Origin of the sequence: Lachnospira multipara ATCC 19207, assembly GCF_000424105.1 — a bacterium.
In the GTDB taxonomy this organism is placed as follows: Bacteria; Bacillota; Clostridia; order Lachnospirales; family Lachnospiraceae; genus Lachnospira; species Lachnospira multipara.
This window is the reverse complement of sequence record NZ_AUJG01000003.1, coordinates 218,863-236,789: the sequence shown is the minus strand read 5'-3', so window position 1 is coordinate 236,789 and position 17,927 is coordinate 218,863. Positions and strand designations below refer to the sequence as shown.

19 protein-coding genes, 3 tRNA genes and 1 rRNA gene are annotated in these 17,927 nt (G+C 35.2%); 21 read left to right on the top strand and 2 right to left on the bottom strand.

Going from position 1 to position 17,927, the window contains the following annotated elements; all coding sequences use genetic code 11:
* From G600_RS0105285 to dnaB, 17 genes are all read left to right on the top strand, one after another.
* Positions 1-164: ribosomal RNA gene (locus tag G600_RS0105285) — 23S ribosomal RNA — on the top strand; the annotation flags it as partial.
* A 140-nt stretch (positions 165-304) separates the two neighbouring features.
* Positions 305-376 (top strand) — tRNA-Asn (locus tag G600_RS0105280).
* Positions 377-424: 48 nt separating this feature from the next.
* Positions 425-496, top strand: a tRNA-Glu gene (locus G600_RS0105275).
* Positions 497-522: 26 nt separating this feature from the next.
* Positions 523-593 (top strand) — tRNA-Cys (locus tag G600_RS0105270).
* A 160-nt stretch (positions 594-753) separates the two neighbouring features.
* The gene (locus tag G600_RS14975; RefSeq protein ID WP_051195369.1) at positions 754-1,734 is read left to right on the top strand and encodes a hypothetical protein; all 981 of its coding nucleotides are present in this window, start codon (positions 754-756) and stop codon (positions 1,732-1,734) included.
* A gap of 137 nt (positions 1,735-1,871) precedes the next feature.
* Positions 1,872-2,789 (top strand): nucleotidyltransferase family protein, encoded by a 918-nt coding sequence (locus G600_RS0105260; RefSeq protein WP_027431016.1) that lies wholly within the window; start codon positions 1,872-1,874, stop codon positions 2,787-2,789.
* A gap of 141 nt (positions 2,790-2,930) precedes the next feature.
* Positions 2,931-3,998: a YveK family protein gene (locus tag G600_RS0105255; RefSeq protein WP_027431015.1), complete on the top strand. Its 1,068-nt coding sequence runs from the start codon at positions 2,931-2,933 to the stop codon at positions 3,996-3,998.
* A gap of 152 nt (positions 3,999-4,150) precedes the next feature.
* Complete coding sequence (locus G600_RS0105250; protein ID WP_027431014.1) at positions 4,151-4,735, top strand: P-loop NTPase family protein; 585 nt, start codon at positions 4,151-4,153, stop codon at positions 4,733-4,735.
* Complete coding sequence (locus G600_RS0105245; RefSeq protein ID WP_034245602.1) at positions 4,728-5,447, top strand: NAD-dependent protein deacylase; 720 nt, start codon at positions 4,728-4,730, stop codon at positions 5,445-5,447. The genes G600_RS0105250 and G600_RS0105245 overlap by 8 nt, the downstream gene beginning before the upstream one ends.
* Before the next feature lie 20 nt (positions 5,448-5,467).
* Entirely contained in the window at positions 5,468-5,659 is a 192-nt protein-coding gene (locus G600_RS0105240) for a DUF951 domain-containing protein (RefSeq protein ID WP_027431012.1), read from the top strand.
* A gap of 102 nt (positions 5,660-5,761) precedes the next feature.
* Positions 5,762-6,049: a 30S ribosomal protein S6 gene (gene rpsF / locus G600_RS0105235; protein ID WP_027431011.1), complete on the top strand. Its 288-nt coding sequence runs from the start codon at positions 5,762-5,764 to the stop codon at positions 6,047-6,049.
* A 45-nt stretch (positions 6,050-6,094) separates the two neighbouring features.
* Positions 6,095-6,559 (top strand): single-stranded DNA-binding protein, encoded by a 465-nt coding sequence (locus G600_RS0105230; RefSeq protein WP_027431010.1) that lies wholly within the window; start codon positions 6,095-6,097, stop codon positions 6,557-6,559.
* A gap of 18 nt (positions 6,560-6,577) precedes the next feature.
* Positions 6,578-6,841: a 30S ribosomal protein S18 gene (rpsR, locus tag G600_RS0105225; RefSeq protein ID WP_027431009.1), complete on the top strand. Its 264-nt coding sequence runs from the start codon at positions 6,578-6,580 to the stop codon at positions 6,839-6,841.
* A gap of 167 nt (positions 6,842-7,008) precedes the next feature.
* Positions 7,009-7,638, top strand: a complete 630-nt coding sequence (locus tag G600_RS0105220; RefSeq protein ID WP_034245598.1) for a cytidylate kinase-like family protein — start codon at positions 7,009-7,011, stop codon at positions 7,636-7,638.
* A gap of 105 nt (positions 7,639-7,743) precedes the next feature.
* The gene (locus G600_RS0105215) at positions 7,744-9,798 is read left to right on the top strand and encodes a DHH family phosphoesterase (RefSeq protein WP_027431007.1); all 2,055 of its coding nucleotides are present in this window, start codon (positions 7,744-7,746) and stop codon (positions 9,796-9,798) included.
* Positions 9,799-9,800: 2 nt separating this feature from the next.
* A complete protein-coding gene (rplI, locus tag G600_RS0105210) occupies positions 9,801-10,247 on the top strand; it encodes a 50S ribosomal protein L9 (RefSeq protein ID WP_027431006.1) in 447 nt (148 codons plus the stop codon).
* 25 nt (positions 10,248-10,272) lie between these two features.
* Positions 10,273-11,610 (top strand): replicative DNA helicase, encoded by a 1,338-nt coding sequence (gene dnaB, locus G600_RS0105205; protein WP_027431005.1) that lies wholly within the window; start codon positions 10,273-10,275, stop codon positions 11,608-11,610.
* A gap of 172 nt (positions 11,611-11,782) precedes the next feature.
* On the opposite strand, the gene G600_RS0105200 is transcribed toward dnaB, so the two are convergent.
* Positions 11,783-11,953, bottom strand: a complete 171-nt coding sequence (locus G600_RS0105200) for a DUF362 domain-containing protein (protein ID WP_027431004.1) — start codon at positions 11,951-11,953, stop codon at positions 11,783-11,785.
* Between the two features lie 327 nt (positions 11,954-12,280).
* On the opposite strand from G600_RS0105200, the gene G600_RS0105195 reads away from it, so the two are divergent.
* A complete protein-coding gene (locus G600_RS0105195) occupies positions 12,281-12,487 on the top strand; it encodes a DUF1858 domain-containing protein (RefSeq protein WP_027431003.1) in 207 nt (68 codons plus the stop codon).
* Positions 12,488-12,641: 154 nt separating this feature from the next.
* Here the strand turns inward: G600_RS0105195 and G600_RS0105190 are convergent, their stop codons facing one another.
* Positions 12,642-13,571 carry an adaptor protein MecA gene (locus G600_RS0105190; RefSeq protein ID WP_027431002.1) on the bottom strand — a complete coding sequence of 310 codons (930 nt, stop codon included), beginning with the start codon at positions 13,569-13,571 and terminating at the stop codon, positions 12,642-12,644.
* A 304-nt stretch (positions 13,572-13,875) separates the two neighbouring features.
* Here G600_RS0105190 and G600_RS0105185 point away from each other — a divergent pair, with 304 nt between their 5' ends.
* From G600_RS0105185 to G600_RS0105175, 3 genes are all read left to right on the top strand, one after another.
* Complete coding sequence (locus tag G600_RS0105185) at positions 13,876-15,255, top strand: serine/threonine-protein kinase (protein ID WP_081669414.1); 1,380 nt, start codon at positions 13,876-13,878, stop codon at positions 15,253-15,255.
* 58 nt (positions 15,256-15,313) lie between these two features.
* Positions 15,314-15,931: a Vir family protein gene (locus G600_RS0105180; protein ID WP_027431000.1), complete on the top strand. Its 618-nt coding sequence runs from the start codon at positions 15,314-15,316 to the stop codon at positions 15,929-15,931.
* A gap of 286 nt (positions 15,932-16,217) precedes the next feature.
* Positions 16,218-17,918 carry a glycosyl hydrolase family 18 protein gene (locus G600_RS0105175; RefSeq protein ID WP_051195368.1) on the top strand — a complete coding sequence of 567 codons (1,701 nt, stop codon included), beginning with the start codon at positions 16,218-16,220 and terminating at the stop codon, positions 17,916-17,918.
* Positions 17,919-17,927: the final 9 nt, after the last annotated feature.

The following is a 17,927-nucleotide window of genomic DNA, read 5'->3' as shown; positions in this document are numbered from 1 at the left end:
CGGGATAAACGCTGAAGGCATCTAAGCGTGAAGCCCCCCTCAAGATGAGATATCCCATACGAATGTAGTAAGACCCCTTGAAGACGACGAGGTTGATAGGCAAAAGGTGGAAGCGTGGTGACATGTGGAGCTGATTTGTACTAATAGGTCGAGGGCTTAACCAAGTAAAGGTTAAGGTTTGGATAGAGAGTGAGAAATCACTGAACAAAACGAGGGTTATTCTTTAAGGATAATCAAACGGATGATATATTTAATGTGCAGTTTTGAAAGAGCAATCTTTCAGGCATTATCGATAAGATAATATTCCTCGATAGCTCAATGGTAGAGCACTCGGCTGTTAACCGAGTTGTTGTAGGTTCGAGCCCTACTCGGGGAGCTATAAGAATAAGTGGTTCTGACCATTGGTTCTTATCAAAACTAATAAGGCGCCATGGTCAAGCGGTTAAGACACCACCCTTTCACGGTGGTATCAGGGGTTCAAATCCCCTTGGCGTCACTTATTTGCATATGTTTGGTATGTTTGGCGACATAGCCAAGTGGTAAGGCGTGGGTCTGCAACACCCTGATCACCAGTTCGAATCTGGTTGTCGCCTCTGAGCTTTAATCATTTTGATTGAAGCTCTTTTTTTATATCAATCTCTAAGTTAAAATCACCCCAATTATTTACTCAATTGACAAATCAATATAGTGCAATTTAGCTGCTATTGTGTTATAATACAAAAGATTTAGCAATAGTGAAATTATGGGGATATTATGAAAAAGATAATAAAATTAACAGCTATAATGACAACACTAACTGCAACAATTTTTAGTCTTACAGCTTGCAATGGCAAGAAAGAAGCTACAATAGTTAGTGAAGAAGTAACAGAGGAAACAAAAGAACATGAAACAGTAGAAGCTAGTACTGCTGAGAAGTTTAGCTATACTGATCTAGTTATGGATAATATTAAATTGTTCATGACTGAGGATGAAGTTAAGAGTATTTTAGGCGAACCTGTTACTATAATCGATTCTTCTGAGATGGCTGAGAAGATTAATAAATCAGAAGATACAACTAGTTCAGATAAATCAAGTTCTAGTGGATCGAGCAATTCAAGTAACAATAGTAATTCTGGTAGCTCTAATAATGCTAGCGGTTCTAGTAGTTCAAGTTCATCTGCTTCTAGTTCTACAGGATCAAGTTCAACTGATTCTAACTCAGATGCAGCAACTGATGAGTATTACGAGAAAGTTTATTCATATAATGAATTAACTTTGATTTTTATGAAACTTGATGATGAGAATCATGCGGTTGAGAATCTTAGCGAAGAGGGTAACTACAAATTAACAGCTATTGCATCCTTAAGTGAAGAGAATACATTTTCAAGAGGACTTAAGGTAGGAGATAAGTTAGAAGATATCTTAGATAAGTATTATAGAGATCAGGATTATAAGAATAATTACTATACTTTAGATGGTGATACAGTTCTTGGTAATTATTTATATGGTGATTCTACAATAGATACTTTAGAATCTGATTCTATTGAAGGCATTTTGGAATATGGAATCATAGATTATACAGGATATACATCTTTAGAAACAGCAGAAGAATACATGGTCACATTTACTTGCTTTGGAGATACTTATAAGAGTGAATATGCTGATATTGAGGACGATTTTGCTCAGTTGACATTCGATATGAATAACGATGGTGAAATCACAGCAATTAGATGGTATTATTATCCAGAAGAGTAGATGGAGAAAGAGTTTTAGGATTTATTAATGTGGTATTAATGAGGTAAATCATAAAATTTTAAGGATAAATTCAGAACAAGTCTGTAGGAATGTTGCTCTGTTTTTATATATAAGTTTTAATTTATGGAGGATGTGTTATGAAGTCGACAACACTTGTTATTATGGCGGCAGGAATGGGTAGCCGTTTTGGCGGAGGTATTAAGCAGTTAGAGCCAATGGGACCAAACGGAGAAATAATCATGGATTATTCTATCTATGACGCTATTGAAGCAGGTTTCAATAAAGTGGTTTTCGTTACTAGAAAGGATTTATTAGAGACATTTAAGGAAGTAATTGGTAACCGTATTGAGAAGGTTATTCCAGTTGAATATGTTTTCCAGGAAATCGAAGATGTACCTGCAGGTTTTACAGCACCAGCTGATAGAACAAAGCCTTGGGGAACAGGCCAGGCAATTTTAGCATGTAAGGGTACAGTTAAAGATCCATTTTTAGTAATTAATGCAGATGATTATTATGGAAAGACAGCATTTAAGCTTATCCATGACTATTTAGTTGCAGATCGTCCAGCTACAGGTAAGTATGACTTCTGTATGGCAGGATTTATTTTAGGTAATACATTATCAGATAACGGCGCTGTTACTCGTGGTATTTGCGTTGTAAATGATAAGGAGCAGTTGGTTGGTGTTGATGAAACAGGCGGAATTGTTAAGACAGCAACAGGTGCTCAGGCTGAGAAGAATGGTGCAATCGTTGATGTTGATCCACAGTCACACGTTTCAATGAATATGTGGGGATTCACAGCTGATTTCTTAGATGAACTTGAAGAAGGATTTAAGGATTTCTTATCAGGTCTTAAGGAAGGGGATATTAAGAGCGAATATTTACTTCCATCTATCGTTGATCAGTTAATCAAGTCTAATAAGGCTGATGTAGCTGTTCTTGAGACAAAGGACAAGTGGTTTGGTGTTACATATAAGGAAGACAAGCCAGTTGTAGTTGAGTCTATTAAGAAGTTAATCGAAGCTGGTGACTATCCAGAAAAGTTATATAACTAAAAAATTTGGCAGAGTGGAAATTTCCACTCTGCTTTTTAGGAAAAAAGTGTTATAGTAATAATATAAATAATACAATTAAATAGCTTTATGGCAAAATAAGACAAAAATTAGAGACAGAAATTTCTAGAAGGGGTGGAAATTATGAGAAAATTTGCAAGAGGAATTTTAGTTTTGTTGTTAGTGACAATCCTTGGAGGCGTGGGAAGCTATTTGTATGAGTATAATACAATTAAGGATATGTACAAGTCTGTGGCACAATTATACGTTGTTCCAGGAGAGGCTAACGAGGCAACATTACGTGCAGAAAATGGAGGACTTAAGGACGATTTTTCTATTGTTCTTAACAGTGACGTTGTTTTATCAGCTGCAAAGAATTTAGCTGGTACTTCTGAAAATCTTAAGAAGTACTTAACTGTTAATTCAGTAGCTAATTCAAATATTATTGAATTAGTTATTGTTAATCCAGATCAGAACACAGCTAAGACTTACGTTGATGCAATCGCTGCAACAGCAGTTAAGACAACTACAATTATTCCTGTAGAATCTATTCAGATTTTATCTGAAGGAACAAGCACAGGGGATAGCTTTAAGCCTGACTTAATGCTTAAGACTGTAAGATTAACAGCACTTGTAGCTTTAGTTACATTTGCATTAGAAATGTTAGTATTATTCTTCTATTTAGCTTTCAGAAAGAGACCTGAAATCGAAGACGAATACTACGATTATGAAAGAGAATATGGTGCAAAGTCTAAGAAGCGTTCTAATAAGAGATTTGAAAATGATTATATTGCGCCAAATGTATCAAACGACGCAATCGTTGAATTTGACGAATATATTTCAAAGAGTAATAAAGAAAAAGAAGCAGTAGAAACAGAGGCTAAGGCTGAAGAGACTGTAGCAGAAACAGAAGCTAAGGTTGAAGAGACCGTAGCAGAAACAGAGGCTAGTGTTGATGAAGCTGTAGCTGAAGCAGAGATTAAGACAGAAGAAGCTAAGACTGAAGAGGTTGAGACAGCTGAGAAGGCTGAGAAGGTTGAAGAGTCTGTGGTTGAAACTGCCAAGACAGAAACTAAAGAGGAGCCAAAGTTAGCAGAGGTTGCTGCTAATGAGGATGAGGTTGCTGAGAGTAAGGAAGTTGAAACTAAGGCAGAAGAGAAAGTGGAGGTAAAGAAGAAAAAGCTAAAGATTTTTGGCAGAGTTAAGAAGTAGAGGCTTTTAAGAGGCTAAAGCTTGATGAGATAAAGTTTTTTAGAGGCTTAAGCTTAAGGTTGCTAAAAATAAGAGACAAAGTAGGGAAAATTGAATATTTAGTATGTAGAAACGTTAATTGATTATTTAGGCTAGAGTAAGGGGACAAGAGTATGTTTAGTGTAAATATTGATAAGTTAATCGACGTATCTTCAGCTGAGATGGATACTTACAAGGATTTGGCAGAAAATGTTATGAAGGAATTAAATGGAGAGAAAACATTTTCAGTTGTAACTGGAGGAATGGGAGCCTTCAAACTTGCGTATTGTGTACATCTTATGGGAAAGAAAGTGCTCTTTATAGATGCAGATATTTCTAGTGACGTATTTGTGGGAAAATACAAGCTAGGAAAGAATATAGCTGGGGTTATGGATTTTTTAAGAGACGTGGATAAGGCAGGCAATATTGTTTGCCATACTAACAAAGAAGGTTTCGATATCATTTTCACAGGAAATATTGATGGGGATTCCTTAAACACTGATAATGAGATGATCATGAAGGGTTTAATTGATTCTTATAGCAAAGTTTATGATTTAGTGCTTGTGGATTCGGATATCAGTGGAACCGCAGCAAAGTACAGTAGTGCTGCGGTGCTTATGGTGGATGAAAATCAATTTAGTGAGGATGAGGCCGAGGACTATACAGAGAAATTAGAGACTTTAGGCTGTAATATTTTAGGAGTGATTTTAAATGAGTAATATTGATGAGTTCTTAAATTTAGTTAAGGACAGCGACAACATAGTTTTCTTTGGCGGAGCGGGAGTTTCGACTGAAAGTGGAATTCCGGACTTCCGTGGGGCAGATGGCCTTTATATGAGCAAATATAACGGCTTATCGCCAGAAGAAATTATTAGTCATTCATTTTACTTAAGACACCCAGATGTCTTTTATGAATTTTATAGAGAGAAAATGTTGTTTCCAGAGGCAAAGCCAAGCACAACACATTTAGCTTTGGTAAAGCTTGAAAAAATGGGAAAACTAAAGGGTGTTATTACACAAAATATTGATGGACTTCATCAGATGGCGGGCAGTAAAAATGTAGTGGAGCTTCACGGTTCTGTGCATAGAAATTACTGTACGAAATGTCACAAGTTTTACGATATGGAATACATTTTCAAAAGTAAGGATATTCCGAAGTGTAGCTGTGGCGGGGTGATAAAGCCTGACGTGGTACTTTATGAGGAAGGCCTTAATGAGGATGATATTTATAAGGCTGTGGATTTAATAAGAAATGCAGATGTTCTTATAATAGGAGGAACTTCTCTTGGAGTTTATCCGGCAGCGGGTTTTGTAAATGAATATAGGGGTAACAAGATGGTTTTAATTAATAAATCGAAGACTCCTTATGATTCCAAGGCGGATTTACTAATTAATGATGCCTTAGGTGAGGTATTTAAACACTTATTATAATTTTTTAAAGAGGTGCTCTAATGGAGGCAATTTTAAAATTAGAGACTAATGATATTGTTGAAATGAAAAAGCAACATCCTTGTGGTTCTAAGGATTGGAAGGTAATTAAAACGGGAGCGGAAATCAAGTTAGCTTGCTTAGGATGCGGACATGAGATTGAAATTAAGAGGTCTGTTTTGCAAAAGAGTGTAAAAAAAATTAAAAGGGCTTGATTTAAATTTCTCCTTATGATATTATCTTTATCTGTGATATATTTTTATCCTTGTTCCTTCGCAGTAGAAGGGACCTAAAGACCAAAAGGAGGTGCGACGTAGATGAATAAGTATGAGTTAGCATTAGTTGTAAGCGCGAACGTCGAAGAGGAAGTAAGAACAGCTACTATCGAGAAGGTTACAGAGTTAATCACTCGTTTCGGTGGTACAATTACTGATCCAGGTACTAGCGAGAAGAAGAAGCTTGCATACGAAATTCAGCATATGAACGAAGGTTTCTATTCATTCATTAAGTTCGAAGCAGAAGCTTCTGCTCCAGCTGAAATCGAAAACAGACTTCGTATTGTTGAAAACGTACTCAGATTCTTAATCGTTAAGGATGGCGAGTAATTAACGACGTTTATTATTGCTTATAACCTTGTAGAGGAGGCAATTATGAACAAAGTAATTTTAATGGGCAGATTGACTAGAGATCCAGATGTTAGATATTCTAACGGTGATAGTTCAAGTGCACATGCGAGATATACATTAGCAGTAGACAGAAGAAGATCTAGAAATAATAGTGATGATCAACCAACAGCAGACTTTATTCAGTGTGTAACATTTGGTAAGTCAGCTGAGTTCGCTGAAAAGTATTTACATCAGGGAACTAAGATAGTTGTAACTGGAAGAATCCAGACAGGTAGCTATACTAATAAAGATGGTCAGAAAGTTTATACTACTGATGTAATTGTAGAAGAACAAGAATTTGCGGAAAGCAAGTCAGCAGCCGCTTCTAATGGTGCAGACTATTCAGGAGCAGCTTATACACCATCAAGACAGCAGCCTAGTCAGGAAGCTGGAGACGGATTTATGAATATCCCAGATGGCGTTGAGGATGAGGGCTTGCCTTTCAACTAAGATAGGAGGTAGCTTACCATGCCAGAGAAGAAGGCTGAGAGATCTGAAGGTCAGATGAGAAGAAGACCTATGCGTAGAAGAAAGAAAGTTTGTGCTTTTTGTGCTGACGCTAATAAGGTATTAGATTATAAGGATGTAGCTCTTTTAAGAAAGTATATTTCTGAAAGAGGAAAGATCCTTCCTAGAAGAATTACAGGTAACTGTGCAAAGCATCAGAGAGCTTTAACAGTAGCTGTTAAGAGAGCAAGACACGTAGCTCTTTTACCATACACTGTAGAATAATTTGTGATTTATCACTTAAATTTAACAACCACCGGGTATTCGGTGGTTGTTTTTTTATTGCAAAACTATTGATGTTATAAATAATGACAGAATTTATTTTAGTGATATAATATATTTAAAGAGATGTGTGAGTCTAGAATATAATATATATTTTAGGAGGTAACAGGATGGAAAAGAGAGTTGTGATTACTATTGGTAGAAAGTTTGGTAGTGGTGGACATGTAGTTGGGGAACTACTTGCAACAGCGCTACAGATTCCTTACTACAATAATGAACTTATTAATCTAGCTGCAAAAAGGGGTGAGCTAGATAAGAAGGATATGGAAAAATTTGATGAGAAGAAATCAAATCCATTTTTATTTGAAGGAAATTTTGCTGGAAATCAGTATGCTCCTAAGGGTGAGCCAATGGAGGATGTTCTTTTTAAGCTTCAAAGTGATGTTATAAAGAATATTGCTAATAAATCGGATGCAGTAATTATTGGTAGATGTGCGGATTTTGTACTAGAGGAAAAGGATGGATATTTGCCAGAAATTAATGTATTAAGTGTATTTATTGATGCGCCTATGGAGCAGAGAATTGAAAGAGTTAAATCATATTTTGACTTTGATGATGACCAGGCTAGCAAGCTTATAAAGAAGAGAGATAAGCAAAGAAGAGCTTACTATGAATCTCACACTAAGCGTAAATGGGCTAGTAAAGAGAGCTATGAATACTTCTTTGATTCAAGTGAAATGTCAATTAATGATATAGCAAGAGAAGTAAAAAATATATATGACAAGATGAAAAAAGAATAGCATATATGTTATAATGGTGAGGATAATATGGTGGGCATAGACATATGTTTAAGCTTGCTAAATTTTGGACTTGGGCATAGAGATAATCTATGTATGGTGATATAAATGTTTAACAAAAAGAAGATGTCGTTGAATCCGACAGGACAATTGAATAGTTTATTTATATGGCCAACTGTACTATTAATCATCTTAGCAGTGGTTAATATTGGTATATATTTTGTATCTAGCCAGGCAGGAATTATTGTAAGCATTTTCCTAGTAATTTACCTTGTGGTATGCGGAATAATGCTTCTTTACTTACGTCCAAGAATTGCCCATGACTTAATTGAGTTTGCCTCAAATTATTCTCAGGTACAGAGATTACTTTTTAACAAGTTGAGTATTCCTTATGCTTTACTTGATAATAATGGACAAGTTTTATGGCTTAATGAAGAGATGCAGTTGTGCCTTAATAAAAGTAAGGATTTTAATAAGAATATATCTAGCGTTATACCTGAAATTAAGTATAACATTTTCCCAGAAATTGGAGAATCGACAGATGTTCCAGTGATGTTAAATGAGAGAAATTACAGGGTTGAGTTACACAGAATTAGCGCAGATAAGATTGTGGAAGGGACTAACATTTTAGAGAGAAATTATAATGCTAGTCTGATTGCTATGTACATGTTTGATGAGACTGATATTAACATGTATATTCAGAAATTAAGAGATGAAAGATTCGTAGTTGGTTTGGTTTATATTGATAACTATGAGGATGCTCTTGAGGCAATTGATGATGTTAGAAGATCTCTTTTTATTGGACTTATTGATAAGAGAGTTAATAAGTATTTTTCTCCGGGAGCTGCTATTGTTAGAAAGATGGAGAAGGATAAGTATTTAGTGGTATTTAGATATAAGTATCTAGAGAAGCTATTAGCGGATAAGTTCAGCATTTTAGAGGATATTAAGGGTGTTAAGATTGGTAATGAAATGACACTTACATTATCAATTGGTGTTGGTACAGGCGCATCTGATTACTCTAAGAATTTTGATATGGCAAAGGCTGCAATGGATCTTGCTCTTGGTAGAGGTGGGGATCAGGCCGTTGTTAAGGATAATGAGAAGATTCACTACTTTGGTGGTAAGAGCCAGCAGATGGAAAAGAACGCTAGAGTTAAGGTTAGAGTTATGGCACATGCCTTAAGACAGATTTTAGAGACTAATGATAGAGTCTTGGTTATGGGTCATACAATTCCAGATATTGATGCATTTGGCTCAGCACTTGGTATCTACATAATTGCTAAGAAGATGGGCAAGGACGCTCATATTGTTTATGGCGAGGTTACAAGTTCAGTTAGACCTTTCATTAACAGATTTAAGAATAACGACGATTATCCAGCGGATATGTTCCTTACAAAGGATGAGGCACCGGATTATGTAAATTCTAATACAGTAGTTGTGGTAGTTGATGTTAATAGACCTCAAAGAACTGAGTGTCCGGAACTTTTAACTAAGTGTAAGACAATTATTAACTTTGATCATCATAGAAGAACTAACGACACTATTACTGGTGCGGTTCTTTCATACATTGACCCATATGCTTCTTCAGCATGTGAAATGATTGCAGAAATGATTCAATACGTGGATGATAGCATTAAATTAAAGGCCTTTGAGGCGGATGCTATGTATGCAGGTATTAATATTGATACGGACGGATTTAATAACAAGTCCGGCCCAAGAACCTTTGAGGCAGCAGCTTTCTTACGTAGAAATGGTGCAGATGTAACAAGAGTTCGTAAAATGTTACGTAATGATATGGATGAATACAAGGCAGTGGCAGAGGCTGTTAGTAAGTCAGAAGTATATAAAGATGCATTTGCTATTACAGTATTTAATGGTGATGGACTTGAAAGTCCTACAATTGGTGGCGCTAAGGCTGCTAATGATTTATTAGATATTAATGGTATTAAAGGTTCTTTTGTTATTACACCTTATGAAGGAAAGATTTTCATTTCAGCTCGTTCTATTGATGAAATCAATGTTCAGCTCGTTATGGAAAAGCTAGGTGGTGGCGGTCACATGAGCGTGGCAGGTGCTCAGCTTGAAAATGTAACAACAGACGAAGCGGTTGAAATGATTAAGCAGACTCTAGATAGTATGATAGAAGAAGGAGAAGTGTAGACATGGAAGTAATACTTTTAGAAGACGTTAAGACATTAGGAAAAAAAGGACAGATTGTAAAGATTAATGACGGTTATGCAAGAAATTTTGTATTACCTAAAAAGCTTGGTATAGAAGCTACAGCACAGAATTTAAATGACTTAAAGCTTGCTAATAAGAGAGCTGAGAAGGAAGCTGCTGAAGAATTAGCAGCTGCTAAGGAGTTAGCAAAGAAAGTAGAAGAGTCAACAGTTACAGTTTCAATGAAGACAGGTGAAGGCGGAAAGACATTTGGCACAATCTCAACTAAGGAAGTTGCAGAGGCAGCTAAAAAACAGCTTGGTCTTGAAATTGACAAGAAGAAAATGAAACTCGATGAGCCTATTAAGACATTGGGAAGTCATATTATTACAGTTAAGCTTCACAAGGAAGTTAGCGCAAAACTTACAGTGAAGGTTGTTGAAAAGTAGAAATTATAGTAAAGAGGATTAGATAATGGATGAGGCAATAGTTACTAGGCAAATGCCTAGCAGTATTGAGGCGGAGGCTTCTGTTGTTGGATCTATGATGCTTGATAGACAAGCGATTTTAACGGCTAGTGAGCAATTAACTCAAGAAGATTTTTATTATGGTAATTATGGAATTATGTTCCAGACCATAGTTGATATGAATAATGAAGGAAAACCAGTTGATATCGTAACTCTACAGGAGCGCCTTAAGGAAAAGGATGCCCCACCTCAGGTTTACGATTTGGATTTCATTCGTAATTTAATTGCATCGGTACCAACATCGGCTAATATTAGACACTATGCAGGTATCGTAAAGGACAAGGCCCTACTTAGAAGTGTAATTAGAACAACAGAGGGCATTGCCAATGACTGTTATGCAGGAAATGACAAGACTGAAGACATTTTAGCAGAAACAGAAAAAAGAATATTCGACTTAGTTAAGAATAAGGGGGATCACGAGTACACAAGCATTGATAAGGTTGTACTTGAGGCCCTTGATAGAATTTCAGAGGCGGCTAAGAATAGAGGTAGCGTAACTGGTGTGCCTACAGGTTTTAAGGATTTGGATAGATACTTATCAGGTATGCAACCATCAGATTTTATCTTGGTTGCGGCGAGACCTTCTATGGGTAAGACTGCCTTTGTATTAAATGTAGCAGAGCACGTGGCAATTAAAGAGGGCGTTACAACAGCAATCTTTTCTTTGGAAATGTCAGATGTGCAGTTGGTAAACAGAATGTTATCTCTTGAATCTACAGTTGATGCGGATAAGATTAGACGAGGAAATCTAGATTCCGGAGATTGGGGTAAGTTAATTGAAGGTGCTGATAGCATTGCAAAGTCACACTTAATCATTGATGATACTCCTAATATTTCAATTTCAGAATTGCGTTCAAAATGTAGAAAATATAAGTTAGAGCACAATCTTGGACTTATTATTATCGATTACCTTCAGTTAATGAGTGGTAATGGTAAGACTGAATCAAGACAGCAGGAAATTTCAGATATTTCTAGATCTTTAAAGGCTCTTGCCAGAGAATTAAATGTACCAGTTGTTACACTTTCTCAGTTATCAAGAGCGGTGGAACAAAGACCAGACCATAGACCGATGCTTTCGGATTTGAGAGAATCTGGTGCCATCGAGCAGGATGCCGATGTTGTTATGTTCCTTTATAGAGATGATTATTACAACAAGGATACTGAATTCCCTGGTGTAGCTGAAATTATTATTGCTAAGCAGCGTAACGGTCCTATTGGTACTGTTAAGATGGCTTGGTTACCAGAGCAGACAAGATTTGCAGATTTGCTTAAAGATGAGCGTTAGAAAAGTTTAATTGAGAGTTTTTGAATGCTTGATTGAAAATGAGCAATGAAAAGACCCCAAAAGACAAAATAAAAGAATGAAAAAGATAAAAAAGACCCGAGCATAGCTCGGGTCTTTACTTTAATACGTATTAGATAAATATTAAAGATGCATCCAAAACTCTTAGTAAAAACTACTGTGGGTTAGGAGCACCAACAGGACAGACACCTGCACAAGCGCCACACTCGATGCAAAGATCTGGGTTGATTTCGTAGTGGTTAGCACCTTCGCTAATAGCCTCTACTGGACATCCTGCAGCACAAGCGCCGCAACTAATACAATCATCATTAATTACATATGCCATGTTAAAATACCTCCTTAAAAAGATACTTTATTATACGATAAAAATTATCAAAAATCAAGCAAACCCGCATAGTTACTCAATTTAACACATGAATAAGTCTTCATATGTTAACTTATTGAACTAAAAGATTGCATAAATACTGGCTTAGAAAACAATACAACTATATAACAAACTATAGTAAGAATATACTAACTGTACAAATGATTTTAAGCATTTCATTTAGTTTTCTTTAAGATTTACTAGCTTGACAAGGAGAATTAACCTAGTTAATATAAAAACTGTTTAGATACATTTTCGAAATTAGAAAAAGAAAGGTAAAGATAGATTATGAAGAGAATTACTAAGGATACAAGAATCGGCGACGCAATTCAGATGGAACCAGGAATTATTCCTATTTTACTTGGTGCAGGTATGCACTGTATAGGTTGCCCATCTTCAATCGGTGAGACAATTGAGGAAGCAGCAGAAGTTCACGGCCTTGATTGTGATGATTTAATGGAAGAGATTCGTACATATTTAGCATCACTTTGTTAATTAATAAGTTGATTAATTAATAAGTTGATTAATTAATAACTTGCTTCAATTAAGAGGCTAGCTTAATGCAAAATAAAAAGAGTAGTAAGAATTATTAGCTTTGCAGGTTAATTTCTTACTACTCTTATTTTATTGTTTTATTAAATTGTAGATCTTAAATTGTTGTTAAAATCTGAACGGCGTGTTTCTTGATTAAAACCTCCTGATGTTCCTTGAAGTAATCTACAGAGGAAACATCCATTGTTTCTTTCTTGCCGTATTCAGAAAGGATATTGCATATTTTATTAAAGTTTACAGAGGATGTGTTCTTTCTTGTAATTGCAAGATAATAGTGATTATCCTTTGTGTCCTTAAAGAAAGTACTATCGTCTGAATATATTGGGTTAATTATTAGGGCTGCATCTGTGGCATCATCAAGAGTGTTAAAAGAGAATACTCTTACAACAACTGGTGGTGTTAAAGTAGAAACATCTGCTGTATTGTCCTTAATAATTGAGTCTTTATTGTCTTTATTATCCTTAGCGGATTTATTAGTTCCATTAGCATTAGATATTGACTGACTAAGAGGAACAAAGCTATCACTGTTAGGTGAAACCTTCTTCTTGTTAAGGTAATCTTTAACCTGGCTAAAGATGTTCATTAAATCATTGCCTAAATCTTGGATCTCACTATCAAGATTTTCAACGGAATCTAACTCATCTGAAAGCTTACCAGGAACTATATCTTCGTCCTCGTCATCATCTGAATCGTCATCGAAGTCATTATAATCATAGTCTTCAAAATCCTCTGATTCATCGCTGTCTGAGAATCTTGAAAATCTAGTATCTAATTCCTCAGGATTATCAACCTTAGTTATAATCAAAACTATGCATTCAGCTGAAACAGGAATAGCCTCAATCATAAGAGGTAAATCTTCTGCTTCAAAACCTAGTTCATAGTTAGCTTGTCTCATCATATCGCGAAAGAGTTCTCTCGCTTTTTCACTTCCATAAGCTAATTCACTAATTTTTAATTGTCTTGATGCAAGGTCTGATTTGTTAAGTGTGCATCTAATTTGGTTATCATTAATCTTCTCTATTTTCATATGGCACCTCACATTCTTAAACACCTATATAGATGTTAGATTAAACGTTAGTGTAAATTAAAAATTTAGCTAACAATATTTTTCATTCTTATATTGTTATCGGCAAAATAAAAAAATGCTTTATCCTTATGTTAATAATACTCATTTTTATTTGTTATGTAAAGGATTTGGAGCTCATGTGGGAATTAAATTTTGCTTTTGAAAATAAAAAAAGTATAAATCTGCGATTGACAAATAAATATATTTCTAGTAATATACCCAAGGATGTTACTCGTACTTCACCACTAAAGGGAGGTAATGCCTTATAGAAGATAGTAAGTATGAGCTAATATGCGAGCTTGCAAGAACTAAGCAATCTAGAGTATGTATAATAAGACATAAGAATTTTGATTGTTTACGAATTGCGAAATTTATTTCTAAGACCAATGGAGATGGAGATAACATTTTCACAAAGGTCAATCTAATAAAGAATCTTAGACATCCTAATATTCCAAGAATAATTGATATTGAAGAAGATGACAACGAGATAGTTATTATTAAAGAATATGTTGAGGCGATGACTTTATCGAAATTTTTAGATGAGAAAAGTTTAAGGGATAAAGAAATTGCTAAGATAATGATTAATTTGTGCAATATACTGGAATATATGCATGACACAGCAAATCTTCTTCACATGGATCTTAAACCAGATAATATAATGATTGATAATAATGACGAACTTTGGTTGATAGATCTTGGAAGTGTTGTAAGCAAGAATATTGAAACGAAGGTGAATACGGGTAGTCCAACTTTTGCAGCACCAGAGCAATATTTAGATGAAACAGCAACTATCCAGTCGGATATTTATGGCCTAGGCCAGGTCCTAGCCTACATGTGTCAGAAAAAACAAACAAAAGATGACAGGTTTAAGGAAATAATTAAAAAAGCGACAAAGCACGAAAAAAGTCAAAGATACAAAAGTGTAGCAAACTTAAAAAGGGCTTTAACTGCCATATTAGAGGAATTAGAGGTTACGAAGGAAACGTCCAAAATAATTTTTGTCAGGGGAATGAGACCAGGCATCGGAGTGACGCACATTTGCTTAAGTCTAGCTAAGTGGATGGGGCAGTTTACAAGGGTGAGTCTTATTGACCAATCAACTAATAACCACCTAAGAACGGAAGGCCTAAAGGGTGTTCTTAGCAAAGATGGTTCTCTAGAGCTTGAAGGCTTTAATGTAATTCCAAATTATAACAATTTCATAGAGGTTAATGATGACACAAGGGTAAAGATTGTGGATTTTAGCGGCAGAAGCGAGAACTACATCAGTCAAAAACGTAAGGAACTAACAGGGTTTGAGGACGTCACTTTGATTGAGTGTTTAGTGCTTAGCGGAGGTCCGGCTCTTTTTGAAGAAATTTTATCTCTAAAAAATGTGCCAGAGGAGACGTTAGTTTTCATGAATCTACTAAGTGCCAAAGACTTTTATGAGTGCATACGATTAATGGATAGAAGGGAAATTTATCGAATTCCTTGTATCTATAATTATAAAGAGGATTATAAAATTTTAGATGAGACTCTTGCAGGCTTTAGGGAGGAGCATTTTAATGAATTTTATTGGAAAGGTAGGAAGAAAATTTTTAAGGGCAGCAGCCTTTATGAATTTTTAAAAACTAATTTTGATAAGTTTAAAAAGAAATTCTAAGAAAAGAAAAATTGAATTTATGAGACATTTTAAATCTAATAAGAAGAGATTAGGAAAAATGAGTATAGGACTTTTAGGTCTATCAAGAGCCGTGGGTACAACTCACTTAGCCTTTGCCCTAGCTAATTATTTAAGAAACGGGCTAGGCTTAAAGGTAGCTCTTATAAGCTTTAATAATGAAAATGATTACGAAGGCCTAAAGGATTACGCTAATACTTATACTAGTAACAAATTATTTGATTTAAGAGATAAGTCTTATAAGGAATTAAGGAGATTTCAAGGAATTAATTTTAACGGAATTCATTACTATGCATGCAATAACAATGCCTATTTAGGTGAAATAGTAAATTCTTATGACTGCGCAATTTTGGATATTAGTGTAAATGATAAGAATTATAGAGAGGCACTGAAGTTTTACTTTAGCTGCGAGAAAAGATTTTTATTAGGCTCTCTTAGTCCCTATAAATTAAGGGAAGTGACAGAAAGGATCAGACGAATCAGACTTAGAGATGAGGAGGAAGATTTGACTATGTTAACAAGAGATTATAATAAGAAGAGAAAGGCTAAACTTACAAAGGAGTTTGGCGTAAATGTTCAGATTATCCCAGAGATTTTTGATATGGAGATAATTGATGGAAAGAATTTAATCTGGCTAGACGGTCTAATTTATTCATAAAAATATATCACAAATAATAAGAAGAAAATTAGAAACAAGGAAAGCAATTTCGTCGTTTAACAACTAATGAAAAATATTATAAATACGACAAAGTAAAAAAACGAAATAACATTTTTAAATATATACATAGTCCCTCTGCGTATATATTAAAGAAAGCCACTGACTAGGGCACCTTAATAGATGTTTGCTAATAATGCATATAGGTGTATAATGGTCGGTGGCTTTTTTAAGTCTCTAGTGTTACAATAAAAAGCATGTTCATTAATAAAAAATTTTGGAGAGTGTTATGAATAAAAGAAATTCAATTATGAAAAAGAAGAAGCTTTTAGTGACAGCAGTAATTGCCTTAGTTTGCATTATTGCTCTAGGGGTGTGCGTTTATATATACAAGTATGCGCCAACTAGTAAGAAGATGAGTGCATATGATTATTTTGATATGCAGGAAGGGTCAGAGGAATTACTTGTAATTCTTGATGGCGAGAAATATACAAATCAGGGGGTTTACATTGATGGAAATCTCTATGTTAGACAGGATTTAGTTGAGAGCGATATTAATTTAAGATTCTATTATGATAAGGAAACAAGCTGTGTTATTTATTCTGATACACATCATATGTATTCCTTTAAGGAGAATTCTAACGAATATACTGACGAAGAGGGCAATGCTTATACAAGTGATGTGACAGTTTTAGTTAAGGAAGGCGATACACTTTATCTTAATTGGGATTATGTTGCAAGCCACACAGATTTAGATTATGTAATTGCTAGTGACCCTAATAGACTTGTGATTACTACAAGTTATGATGAAGAAACTTGCGTAGATGCTAAGTCTAAGATTAGCGTTAGATATAGAGGTGGCGTTAAGAGCGAAGTGGTTGAAAGCGTTTCAAAGGGAACTCGCCTTGTGGTTACTAAGGAATTAGAGGATTGGCTTGAAGTAGTTACACCAACAGGCGTTAAGGGTTACGTTAGAACTAAGGATGTAACTGATAAATACAGCAATGTTAGAAGCACAAGCTATGAAGATGACAAGACTACAATTAGTTTTGATACAGATATTAATTTAACTTGGTTCCAGGTGGAGGGAACTGCAGGTAATAGTAACATTTCTAACCTATTAGCTTCTGCAACTGGTGTAAATGTATTGTCCCCAACTTGGTATTCAATTTCCGGATCAGATGGTTCTTTATCCTTTGATGGAACTAGCGATTTAGTAACAAGTATGCACAGTAAGGGCATCAAAGTTTGGGCCTTAGTGGATGATTTTGATACAAGCGTGGATTTTGAGACTTTATTTAAGAGTAAGGCTGCAAGAACTAAGATGATTAATACATTAATTTCAGGAGCAAGTACTTATGGCTTTGATGGAATTAATCTTGATTTTGAAAATGTAAACACAAACTATTCAAGAGATTTCTTGGAGTTTTTAAGAGAATTATCCGTTGAATGTGAAAAGGCTAATCTGGTTTTATCTACTGATAATTATAAGCCAGAAAGCTATAATTCATGTTATAGATTAAAGGAGCAGTCATCTTTTGTAGATTATGTTATACTTATGGCCTACGATGAGCACTATGCTGGCTCAGAGGCAGGCTCTGTTGCTTCACTTCCATTTGTAACTGAAGCAATTAACGAGGTTTTAGAAGATGTTGATAATAGTCAGCTTATCGTTGGCGTTCCATTTTTCACAAGAATCTGGAAGACTACAAATGGCACAACAACAAGCTCTGCTGTAGGTATGCAGGCAGCAATAAGCAAAATGACAAGCGATGGTTATTCTGCATTCTGGAATGATGAGGTTTCACAGTATGTGGTTAGCTACGAAAAAGATGGTTCAACAATTGATATTTGGTTTGAAGAGGCTTTATCTATAGAGGCTAAGATGAAGGTTATTGATGAGGCAGACGTTGCCGGCGTTGCAAGCTGGAAGCTTGGACTTGAGACAAGCGATATTTGGACTGTAATAAATAAATATCTTAATAATTAGATATAGATA